This is a genomic window from Pseudomonas sp. NBRC 111133 (genome assembly GCF_001320605.1).
Lineage (GTDB): Bacteria > Pseudomonadota > Gammaproteobacteria > Pseudomonadales > Pseudomonadaceae > Aquipseudomonas > Aquipseudomonas monteilii.
This window is the reverse complement of sequence record NZ_BCBJ01000062.1, coordinates 1-12,135: the sequence shown is the minus strand read 5'-3', so window position 1 is coordinate 12,135 and position 12,135 is coordinate 1. Positions and strand designations below refer to the sequence as shown.

The 12,135-nt window shown below is 54.1% G+C and carries 7 protein-coding genes; 4 read left to right on the top strand and 3 right to left on the bottom strand.

Annotation, left to right across the window (positions count from 1 at the left end; genetic code table 11):
• Positions 1–7: 7 nt before the first annotated feature.
• Positions 8–139 (top strand): hypothetical protein, encoded by a 132-nt coding sequence (locus APH36_RS32655; protein WP_256122401.1) that lies wholly within the window; start codon positions 8–10, stop codon positions 137–139.
• Positions 140–302: 163 nt separating this feature from the next.
• Here the strand turns inward: APH36_RS32655 and APH36_RS30740 are convergent, their stop codons facing one another.
• Entirely contained in the window at positions 303–2,966 is a 2,664-nt protein-coding gene (locus APH36_RS30740; RefSeq protein WP_233462736.1) for a P-loop NTPase fold protein, read from the bottom strand.
• 24 nt (positions 2,967–2,990) lie between these two features.
• On the bottom strand, positions 2,991–3,689 hold the full coding sequence (locus tag APH36_RS32650) for a P-loop NTPase fold protein (RefSeq protein WP_060498884.1): 699 nt from the start codon (positions 3,687–3,689) through the stop codon (positions 2,991–2,993).
• 333 nt (positions 3,690–4,022) lie between these two features.
• Between APH36_RS32650 and APH36_RS12630 the strand changes: the two genes are divergently transcribed.
• The 3 genes from APH36_RS12630 to APH36_RS12625 all read left to right on the top strand — a co-directional run bounded on the left by APH36_RS12630 (position 4,023) and on the right by APH36_RS12625 (position 11,777).
• The gene (locus tag APH36_RS12630) at positions 4,023–6,002 is read left to right on the top strand and encodes a DUF4209 domain-containing protein (protein ID WP_060499041.1); all 1,980 of its coding nucleotides are present in this window, start codon (positions 4,023–4,025) and stop codon (positions 6,000–6,002) included.
• A 124-nt stretch (positions 6,003–6,126) separates the two neighbouring features.
• Positions 6,127–6,258 carry a hypothetical protein gene (locus APH36_RS32645; protein WP_256219208.1) on the top strand — a complete coding sequence of 44 codons (132 nt, stop codon included), beginning with the start codon at positions 6,127–6,129 and terminating at the stop codon, positions 6,256–6,258.
• Positions 6,243–11,777, top strand: coding sequence for an NACHT domain-containing protein (locus APH36_RS12625; protein WP_060498883.1), 5,535 nt, complete (start codon positions 6,243–6,245; stop codon positions 11,775–11,777). Before APH36_RS32645 ends, APH36_RS12625 begins: the two co-directional genes overlap by 16 nt.
• A 165-nt stretch (positions 11,778–11,942) precedes the next feature.
• Here APH36_RS12625 and APH36_RS32320 read toward each other — a convergent pair.
• Positions 11,943–12,135 (bottom strand): hypothetical protein (locus tag APH36_RS32320; protein ID WP_218187324.1); only part of this gene is annotated, 193 nt, incomplete at its 5' end.

Here is a 12,135-nt window from a genome sequence, read left to right as displayed (position 1 = left end):
TAAAGACATGAGTATTAAACCCGGCCCCAAACCGATCGCTGAATCCACCGGCAAAAAGGACCAGCGCCGTCGTGTTACCGAAGAAAATAAATCCAAACATCCAGATCTGGAAGTACATAAACACAAAAAAGGTGACTGACTTTTAAGCAGTGAGAAGAGGCGGGATACTCATGCTAAGCCGCTGCTAGATGGATAGTGACGGTCATACCACGACCGTCGCTATAACCTTCAAATTTTCGTCTGTTCCGACATCTCCAATGGTTCGTCGACTTAGTATTTAGGCCCTAAACGGGAACAATCCGTTACGCGTCTTGTTCAGGTTCTGGATCTCGCGCGGCCCTTGTGAGCGACTGGATCAGGCGTTTGAAGCCTTTGGTTTGAGCAAACTTTTTGTAGAGGGCCGGGGTGATTTCAGACAGCTTGGCAACAGCTTCCCCCATCGTGCTCCTGAGTTCTGGCGAGTACTTGAACGCTGCGATCTGTTCGGCCTTCGCATCGAATAATTTGGCCAAGAGGAGAAGGCTGTCGGGGTTGCGGCTCAGGTACGCCAGGAACAGGACGATTCGTTGAACCTCTTGCGGGTTAGACGGCTGAACATCCGGGATGAGATGGCCATATTTCGATAACGGGATTGCGAAATCATCAGGCTCCACCGACTCCGCGAAGAGCATCTTTCTCAATCGTATACCGATGACGTTGCGCTGCTGGGCATCAAGCAAACTGAGCAGCGAATCCATCATGGCGTACTGGGGCGCTCCCCACGGCGAAGTCACGATGCCGCTGGCGAGGGAGTTGAGCACGTTGACCAAGGCATCGCCATCAGCCGCGATCGACTGTATAGGCTCTTGATTGCTCACTATCCCATTCAGGATTGCCTGGTGCTGCTTGGCCCCCGCCGAGATGGTCTGTACCCACTCATCACAAGTCCGCTCCTCGCTCGTGAGCTGCTTGAGTAGACCCTCCCGAGTTTTCGGCAGCACACTTTTATCCGCCTCCATGACGACACTGATCAATCGGACGTCCGCCTTCAGAGCGTCCGTGGAGGCTTCTGCAATATGAGTGTCCCAAGCTGTGAGCCAAGCCGCGAAATCGGTCTCAGCAAGGCCAGCCTTGGAAAGCGCCTGAGTAATCACGCTAAATTTGTGAGCAACCATTTGGTAGCTCAGTTGCCCAATACGCCGCTCTTGAATGAGGTGCGCCAGGTAGGTCGCAACCGACTCACCCACTTGGGCGTCGTCAACCAGTTGGAACAAATCCGCTGTGGTAAGCGATGCGTTTGCCAAGGCCCGGAAGACTGACGACTCGAAGACACCATCCAGATCATCGAGTTTAACGAGCGAATCGGCGTCGGCTTGCCGAATGTACGTCACTGCCGCCACCGCCTTTATCAGAGGACGGGTATTGTTCGCCAGCAACGTTGCAATCGCGGTGACGATGATCTGGTCGACAGTCGCAGCCAACCCAAGCCCCAGCACCGCGCTATCCACTTCGCCTGCAGCGCCTGTAGCTTTCGCCAGAATGGCCACGTCACCAGCCGAGATGCCACCGGTAATACCGCCGCCAAACCTACGCACGCGGTACAACCATTCGAGCGCAGGCACGACGCAATTGTTCGGCATTACCGCTATGCCCATCTGGTGATCGGCACAGCTGACCAGCTGCGCGTGTGCATCTGGCAGCCCAGCGTTCGCAAAGGTAAACCCACTGGCCTTGATCACGTTCAGATGGGCAATATCAGGCAGCAGGTGCATCACATACTCGGAACGCTTAACAACGACTGCTTCAAACTCCAGCCCTAACGCTTGGAGGTAATAGTCGTATTCCTGCATCAGATCCCAGGCCGGCGTCAGTTGCTCAGGATCGAACGCACCGTTCAGAATTTTCAGCAGGCCGGTTTTCAGCTGGCTGCCATGATTAGCAAGCAACCGAGCCTTCAACCCACGGCCTCTGCAATACTGCACGGCTTCGTAGAACTCCTCAGTCCCCGCTTTCGATTCGCCGAACAGATCAAGTTGCGTGTCATTGATCAACTGCAGGAGCGGCTCAATCCAGTCGCCTTCACGCGCCTGATGTGCCTTGGAAATGGTTGGCAACAGAGAAGCCAGCGATGGACGCTGGGATAGAAGGCGCTTCATGGCGTCAGAGAAGCCGAACAGTGAAGTAAGCTCACCCAACGCGTCGTGATCCTCGTTGGCAAAGGCTGCTGCCAACGGCGTGTCCAAGAGCTCCGCGATCGCGATATCACCCGTGGTCAGATAATGGATTTGCAGGAATTGGATCTGCCACCCGGTCTCCATGGAATCGCCAAGAGTGGCGCCCAGCAGGGTTTTAGTGTCCTTGACCAGCCCCGCTTGCTCCTCCCCAACTACTTTCAGATAGGTATCCGAGAACCCATCCGTTCGCAGTGTCTCCACCAGCGAAAGGTCAGCATATTTACAGAGGAGGAGATGGCTGGCGATTGCCAGGAGACTGATCTCCTCCCCTACCACCAAGGCTGTCGTGGCGATGTCGTTGATGAATTTCTTCTGAAGCCGGGGCGTGACCAGGTTGTTGGCCATGGGGCTGTGGCGCTGCAGCAGTTGTGCGCACTGCTCAATGACGTTCCCATCGCTATCAGGGAAGCTGTGGTTCCACAACTGACGGAAGCCATCTTTCCAGCCGGAGGTAATGACTGGCGGAGAACGGAAAACCACCGGGAATTTTTTCGCTATGAAGTCCCTGGCATCGTACCGTCGATCACCGTCAGCCTTCAGGTATTCCGCCACCTTGTTGGAGCAAAACGGCACGATCACCGTCAGGTTCGCAGCCTGGGTAGCGACTTCAATAAAGATCTCCAGATCGCTCCAGACCGACCGCAGGCTGTCCTTTGGCAGCCGATCAAGGTTGTCCAGGATGATGACAAAACGCTTGTCCTCAACCACCTTCAGCTGTTCAAGAAGGGTCTTCTTGAGATCAAGGGGCGTCACCTCCTTGCCAACCTCAACCTTCTCTTAAATATGATCGTCACTAGAGCCCTTGAATAGGCTGAGAAGGCTCCATTTCTGGGTGCCGACCCGCACCTTCCTATGCCAGAGCTTGGCGGCGCCAAGGATCAGCACCGGGCTGAAAAATGAAATGAGGTGCACCCCTACAAGCCACCAGAAGGGGTCTTGCAGTGTGTTGGTGAGCGCGGCGGCTTCCGGCGACGTCCCTGTGATGGCCGCATGGGAACTGCGCGAAAGTGCAAAAAGCTCCCGGAATGAGGTGGCGGCGAAGAACAGGCTGGCGATCAGTGCCAACGCCCAGGCACTGACCCGGCTCGTTGTCCGTTTGTTGTATTCGAACAAGCGCCCGAGGGCTCGATCGCGAGAGGCTTTCAGGGTCTCGGCAGCCCTGCTGACATGAGGCACTTCCTTGAGCACCTCATCAGTGAAGAGCTCGATGAAATTGCTCTTGGTCGAGCCCTGGTAATTCTGCTCGCAGTCGAAAAACCAGACCCTGAAATCAGAGTCAGCTGCCGTCAGCTTTGCCTTCAGCATGCTCAGAATCGAGCTCTTACCGGAGCCGAACTCACCATCCAGGCCGACAACCTTTGAGGGGCCGTCACTCAGCAAATGACGGTGGATCGCGCTCGCCACCTTGTCATGACTACCACCGGGGAACACGTCCTGAGTTGCAGGGTGCTCGGTATGGAAATTGATCAACCGCATAGAAGTCCTTTTATGCACCTCTGCGTGCTATGTCATCCCCGACAGAAGAGAATGACGCTGGAGCCAGATTGCCCGTACCAGGCGATTACACCGCAGATGATGTCAGCTCGTGGAAACCACCATATGTAGTGATGAGCCCGTAAAAAACCACAAGATAGTGACATATTGACTGGATGGCAAGCTGCCAGTAAAGCTAGCCTGTGGCGGTGTGCTTGGAGGCTGCGGCGGAACGCTTTTGCATTCAGAAACAACCATGCAAATCACCGCCAGCGTAGTGAGATCATCCAGTGCAGTGAGATCATTCAGTGAGATCATCCAATGCAGGGAGAGGGAATGAGCGATCAGAACAGGCCATCCGAAGATCAGGACGGAGTGCAAGGAGCCGGACAGGAGTCGGACATTGCGACGGGCATGGCGCCGGTTCTGGAAGCGCCCGTAGCACCGGATACGATCATCGACAACGAACCAGATCGCTCCCGGCTCGAATTTGCTTCTGTCGATGATTTCCAGCATACCGAGATCAATCGGCTGCTGGAGACTGTCGATACGCTCGACTTCTACTCGCTCGACTCTGAACTGAGTTCACGTTCCAGGCAGGCGCTGGCGGACAAGAACTACAGCGGCTATCGGGCTTACAGAGTGCTCATGGTGGTGTGCTCTTACCATTTCTCCGTAGATCGCCAAGACGTCTTCGGCCCAAGGTTGATCAGTGACGGCATGCGCACGCCCATCCCTGCCGACATCGCTGGAGAGCAGAGCCAGGCCCTTGCCACCATCGCCGAAATAATCGACCACCCCCTGCTCCGAGCTCGGGTGGCAGATGTGGCTTGGTACAACCATCGAAACCTGCATCGAAGCGCCGGCTTGGCGATCACTTCCTACTGTCAAACGATCGAGTTCTACCTGGACGACAAGCTCTCGTTCAGGTACGAGCCACCCTCTGGGCTGTCCTCCAAAGTCGTCGACCTGATCGAAAGGGCCTTCCACATCGTAGCCAGCACAGGCAAGCGGAAAACACCGCCCGAGATCGTGCTCACAACGTGGAACCGTCTCTACACTCACGCCCAGAAACTGAGATGTTTCACGTCGCTTGATCGATTGGCTCGGCTAGGCCAGTCCTTCAACCTGATTGAATGGGCGCAAGTTGCGCAGGATGCGGAGAAGTCGGCAAACGCCGCCGCTGCCGGCGAATACGCCATGGCCGTCAAAGTCGTGTGGGAGCTTGCCGCCCTCGCCCATCATCAGTCCAAGGATCACACTGGCTTCAAGCGCTGCAAGTTAAAGGCGATCGAGCAGACGCTCAGGATGCGCGAAGGCGTAGACAGCTTCATGGCCAGAGCCAGCTGGACGCGAGATGCCATAGGGGAGCTTCGGGCTATTCCAAGCATGCATGCAGAACTGGAAGCGTTGAAGGCTGAGTTGCTGGAGCTGCAAGCGCAGGCTGCTCACGAGTTCTCTTCCTTCCAGATCCCGATGGATTTGAGCGAGGAGCGCCAAGGCACCATCAATATCTTCAAGGATCTGACGCTTCCAGAATTCTTCTACACATTTGCCCGGATCTGCGAGGTACCGGAGAAAATGGCGCTGCACACGGAAATCATCCGTGGCCGCAGCGACTCATTCCTGTCCGACCTTTTCAACGGGCAAATCTACACCGACGCCCTGGGCCGGGTCGTCACACAAGCACCGACCATCAATCTCAACGAAACACCACCACCTGAATGGTATGACCATGAGAGCCTTCGCTACTTGGACATCCATTACCAAATGTGGGTTGAAAGCCGAATAAAGCCAGCTGCCCGAACCCTCATGGCCAAATTCCCTGTCGACGACCGGCACCTGATGGCCATCGTGTCAGCTAGTCCATTCGTGCCGTCAGGATTCGAGCACATTTACGCCCTGGGGCTGGCGCGTTTCCTTCAGGGCGACATGATGTCCGCCTGCCATCTGCTTTTCCCGCAGCTCGAAAACTCCCTACGCCATGTGCTCAGCGACGCTGGGATCGATACATCAAAACTTGACGAGGAATTACTGCAAGAAGACCGGTCGCTGAGTGCACTGCTGCGTACCCGACGAGAGCAGTTGGAGTCAATTTTTGGCATCGACCTGATTTATTCGATTGACCTGCTGTTCAATCTCAAGGGGGGCCCATGTCTGCGCCACGAGTTAGCACATGGCAAGCTGGCATCCGGTAGCTGCTACCTGCATTCCAGCATCTATGCGTGCTGGCTCATGTACTACTTGGTGTGCCTGCCACTGCAGCGGTGTTGGAGCACACATGTCGCCCCGCAGCTAGAAAGGGTTTCACTCTAGCACTTGATTGTAAGGCCCTCTGAGCAAGGGCTATTCGAAGCCGAATCTTCATAAAGGCTGATGGTCTTCGCAGTGTTCATCACAACAAGTCAGCTTCAAAGGTTGACGGGGTGGTAATGGCCGAATGACTATCTACGCCATTTTTCATGGGGCAAAAGCCGCTCACGGCTACATCGGCGGTTTGCATTCACAACTCTTCGGTCGTTCAGACGCCGTGATCGCCCAGCAACCACAATTGAAATGGACATCAAATTGATCGACAAAGTGCGCGCCTCACGCGAAGGGCACCATTTCCACGAAGCTTGGGCTGCACGCTGGGCACTAAAGTTACTAGACCCGAAAGACACCCTGATAGGTATCGCGGTTGAGGGTCTCTCACCGGTCGACCAAGCCAGCAGCGATGAAGCGACTGCCCAAGTCGCCGACCTTGTCCTGTACTACGGCGCAGGCACCAGCCTCGCCGATTGCGACAAGCAAGTCATCCTGCAATTGAAGTATTCGATCGCGAAGGCGCATGACCCTTTAGTAGCCTCCGATATGGCTAAAACACTGAAAAAATTCTCCATATCTGCGGCCGACCTTCTCAAATCACACCGTGGCACAGATAGCATGGCCAAACGCTCATTCTGTGTCGTGAGCAATCGCCCATTCGGTAAGCATTTCCTGGATGCAATCGACGCTCTGAGAACAGAGCGGGAGCCAACCGATCACTGCGTCTCGTCGCAATTGATGCAGATTAAAGGAGTCTTGGAGCTAGATCCTACCGATCATCCCGAATTTGCTAGCAGATTGGAGTTCATGGGCCAAGAACCGACCCTCCAAGGCCTCAAGAAATCGTTAGCGCTACGGATCAAAAGCTGGTCTGCAGGCAGCGTCCTAGGATCAATGGTGCGCGTAGGCAGCTTGGACGAAATGGTTCGAGCTAAAGCTGAAAGCCCTGGCCAGGACAACAACGTGATCCGGCTCGCTGACGTGTTGAACGCCCTCCAGCTCGAAGAAGTAGAGGATTTGTTGCCGACCCCGGAAGCGTTCCCGCTGGTGCGAGCAGAACTGCTGCGCAGCCAAGGAAGCGAGATCATGTCTCGCCTGAAAACGCTCGACCGACCTTTGCTCGTCCACGGTACCGGTGGTATGGGAAAAACCGTGCTGATGCAGCAACTGCGTGAGTCGGCACCTGATGGTTCCATGGTCATTCTATTCGATTGTTTTGGAGGGGGGTCCTACAGAGGCTTGTCGGATGAACGACACAGACTGAATCGTGGCTTGCTTCACATCGTCAACCAAATGGCCCTCAAGGGGCTTTGCGATCCGCTCCTACCAGGACAGACAGATGACGGTATGATGCTTCGGGCCGCCACCAAACGCCTGAGCGAAGCCTCGGCCACACTGCAGGAAATCTCGCCTGGCGCCTTGCTTGTACTGATACTCGACAGTGTCGACAACTCTGCACAACAGGCCCTTGATCTCGGCGAAAGGGCATTCCCAACTCAACTGCTAGCGTTTGCCAAAGCTGAAGGCTTGCCCGCCCAGATGCGCTTAGTCATGACATGCAGGACTGAACGCCGACATTTGCTGGGTAAAAAATTGTATGTGGAAGAATTTGCACTGCAACCCTTCACCCAGCAAGAAACCGCCCAATATCTTGTAGACGCCCTGTCCAACATCCAACTGAATGATGCGGACATCGCATTTGCTCGATCGGGTGGCAACCCGCGCGTACTAGCGTTTCTAACTCAGCATTGGAATGAGTCAGAGAGTTCAAGCAGACAACAAACCCCTATCACAGTCGAACAGCTGATCAAGGACCATATTCAACAAGCCTCGGACCTTAACCACGACCCCGACTATCTTGATCCGTTCCTAGCAGGGCTAGCAGTACTTCCTGTTCCTATCCCTGTAACCGATTATGCCGCAGCATACGACGTCACACCTGAGGAGGCCCGAAGCCTGTTTGTGGCTCTGAGCCCATTACTGGAAGAAACACCATTTGGCGTAATCTTCCGCGATGAACCGACCGAAACGTGGGTGCGCATGCACTATGCGTCAGAGCCGAAAGTACTGACGGAGCTAGCCTATCGCTTGGGCAACTTACAAGACACGTCACATTATGCCGGCGTGGCATTGCCTCACCTTCTCGTCGCCTTAAAAGATGTCGATGCAGCTGTCGAAATGGCTTTGAATCACCGCCTGCCTAAGGACCTCCTAGAGACCACAGTGGGGCGCAGGATCAAAATTGCTCGTGTACAAGCTGCGCTTCGGTTAGCGATAGACCATGACCTCTCCATCATTGTGAATTTACTGGTCGAGGCTGGCACCCTACAGCACGCCGCAGAGAAAAGCAGCGAATACATTGCCGCGTGTTCAGATCTCTCCGCGGTCCTAGGTGACAATGATGCGCTGCTTCAATTGTATCGCTTCCGCTCGCGCAACCCAGCTCTGCGTCATGCACGACTGACCGTAGCCAACCTTTTAGCTGGCGCGCCAGGAAATTCCGCCCAGCACCTGAACTACACAAGAGAGTGGCTGCATTTGCAGCAAGGACGTAATACGTCTGCTCCCGATACACACTATGCCGTCGTCGCAGTATCGTTTTATCTACTATGCCAGCGAGATTTCAATGCGTTCTTCGGGTGGACCGTACGCCGCTCACCACGTGATACCTTTGAAATCACACTCCAGGTTTTGTTCCTAGCACGAGCGCTTCAAAACTCCAGCATTCTCGTTGAAGTAGTTGCAGCTTTACGCGACTCTGAAACGTCATGTCCCGGCCTACTCGCCGGTGTGCTGGATACACTGCACGAATTGTCCCACGCTGACGAAGCGATGCTGCTGAACCGATTGGCAAAAAGCATAATGGCCAAGCCGATAGGTTTGCGACTGAGATCAGATGACGATCCCATATTGAATGCGGCATTACGTGCCTACAGACTCGGTATGCTGGATACCTGCCGCACCTTACGCAACTCGCTCAAAATCATGTCGCCCGACACGAGTGCTTTCCGCAAAGGGGCACACGGGGAAGATCTGCCAAACTGGCTACTCGATAGCATGCTGAGTGCACTCCTTTCCGGGCGGCAGCCTTGCTTAATGGATATTTTGCCTTCGCAGTTAAGGAGAATAGCGCAGCTGATTCCTGCACCGACTATCGAGAATCTCACCTCGCACTTGGAAGTATTGGAAGGCGTTAGCCCGGAAGAGCGCGAGGAAAAGGCACTCATGGTAAAAACGCTCCGTACCAGAGTCATCCCCTTGATGAAGATTACGGCAATGTGTTCCGCTATCCTAGACAAACCGGCGAAACTCAATGACATAGCTGCGGCCGACTTGATCAGCACATGCACAAACATAAGAGACGAACTTGATGTCGAGGATTACACCTCATCCTCGACCAGTAATCTCGAATATCTCGCCCGCAACCTGACCTTCCGCATCTTGCGTGTAAGCCAAAGATTTTCAGTCAGCAATGCAAAAGCATTCGCTCAAGCGTGGCACACTCGCTCGCAGCGTGCATTTGAAGGTATCAACTATGTCAAATACTTCGCGGACCAACCTTCTCTGCAGGAGGTAGCTGGTGAGATAGCGGACAGGTGCAGCACACGTATAAAGCAAATGCGTGAACTAAATTGGCGCCGAGATGCTTATGCTTCCCTGGCCCGGGCTCTTCTGCCCGCATCCCTCAACGAGTCATATGGCTTATACCGAGAAGGATTAAAGCTCGTCGATGATGTTGATGAAAGGGATAGCTTTTTTTTATCCAGAGTTTTTGCCTTGAGCCGGCACGTAGAGTCGTCTGAACTGAACGTATCGCAAACTAGTCGGTTCGTTAGTCTTTGTGAATCAGGTGAACCTGGCGGTTATGGAAGCACATTCCCGTGGCTAATGTTCGGGGCAGCTGCGGCTGCTGTACTCGGCCATCGAGCCTTAGTGCTATTAGGGCACTGGGATCGCGACAACAACGTGAAGCTTTCCCACTCACTGGCTCCGGTGCTAGTCAATCTGTTAAGACGACACGTGATTGACTCTGTACAAGCATTGACGTTGTTGGCTCTGGCGGCTCCTGAGCAGTGGAAAAGTACTCGGTTGGAAATTATTGAACGCCGCGAACACTTGGACCTTGGCCTCATTGATGCGCTATCCGCCCGCGGAGATTTGAAATTCAGTGAAGTCATCGAAGAACTAACTTATCACTTGGAATTGGCCTGGGCACACAGTAAACAGCGTCCAATCTTCCTGCTACATGCCCTCAGAACAGCTGCATCAGAGCATGAAGGCGAGGTCCGCCCGTCCTTGGAGCGACTCGACGAATTGATTAATGAACATACGGCAACTGTTGTGGTTCCAGGTTTTCCCCCTGACATCCAAGCCGGCTCAGATCATCCCAATCCTGAGCAGGAACTATTACACAGATTGCTTAAAGAGCTGATTGCCGAAACTGACCCCTGTGATGGACCTGCGATTCAGGCCGCCTGGAAGCTGCTAGACGAGGAAATTTACCTACCAGCTCAGTTATTTTTCGATGGCTTACGAGCCAAGGTTAAATACAATCAGCGGGCCAATCATGTGCAAGCGTTAAGTGGTGTATGTGCTCCGTGGAGTGAGCTGGATGCACTCCTTAAGGCGATACAATGTTGCCTTGACTCATGGCATGTCATGACTTCTATTCAGGATATTCGTCCCGCACTAGCAAGCATGCTGATAAAGGCAAACCTGTCGGCTTTGTCTCGCGAGCCGTCTTCACTTGACGACACGATTTCGAAGCTAGTCATGCTGGCGCACACTCCTATCGAAGAAGTGGCAAGTAACATTGTGGCCGCAGCCAGTGAACGTAAAGCCGATGTCGCACCAGCAACATGGCTCGCGCTGGGAGCAATGCTCTCTGAGAGGCTCAACACTCAGGATAAATCGGCAATGGTGAAGCGTCTTTTGGACAGTCCGATTGCACACCTCGCAGAGCGCGATGCGGTTGGCAGCCATCGAAAGTGGCTAACATCTGCAGGCAACGCAGATGAGTGCGTAGCCGGCCTCATATGGCTTAGGCTGGGCGACCAAAATCCACGCCGACGAACAGCGGCGACAGATGCCATAGTGTTTCTTGCCAAACACAAGCGTTTAGCTCTGCTGGAAAAGCTCGTCGCTCGTTGGAAGAGCATTGATGTCTCTCCCCTAAACTCTGAGTCAGGAGAGTTTCGGTATCTTGATACGCACTTGTCGCTGGCCTTAGGGCTTCTGCGCGCTCTGAAATCAGAGCAAGCGCTGGAGCTCAGCCTCATGCTTCAGAGCATCCTCGACACTCGAACGTGCCACCCTCTTCTACGTCAACTTGCGACGGAGGTAGGCGCTGTGCAAACCAATGTACCACCAACTCTAACAGGCGTTTGTACACCTTTTCCATGGGAGTGTATAGCCGGACCAGAAGCGGTGCTTGCCGAAGAGCAAGACTATGAATCGGCCTACTTGCCAAGGCTCGCCAAGACCTTTTCCTTAGCTCCGGAAGTGATTGCCACCCGAGTCGGATCGACGATGATCCAGTGGGGGGCAGCCCTGCCAGATAGCGATTTGGAGATACTCCAACAAGAAGACGAAGCCCCTTCATCCCGATACCGCTCAGCTTCGCGCAAGCGTGCTTTTCTCGAGCATCTAAGATGGCACGCCTTGCTCACTGTGGGGGGCGAGTTTGCCGATGCTTACCGTAGTTCTTCTCGTTCGTTTGATGACACGGAGTGGGCATCACTTATACGAGATGCATGGGAGGAATGTGGAATCCAATGGACTTGATCTTCTCCCAGACCTTTTCGCTTTGAGTGAAACGTTAGGCTCGCTCGTAAAACTCAGCGCAATTATCAAGGGGCGCCGCCGCTCCATCTGGACCAGCGAAATTAGGCCAAATTTCGCTGGCGATCTTGTCTTGACTCACGTCTCGAATCACGGAGCACATAGGTCTCAATAGTCCCATTCACCGTAGGGGTCTTGCTCGTAACGCCAATCCCTGATGACGATATTGCCGTTTATAACTAGCGGCTCGACCTCAAAGGTGACACAGCAGGTTTTGTGGGCCGCCAGAGTATCCGGGATATACGCAAGACCAGACGGGAAAGGCCCATTGCCAATGATGGGGTCGTCCTCTGTCCTTTGT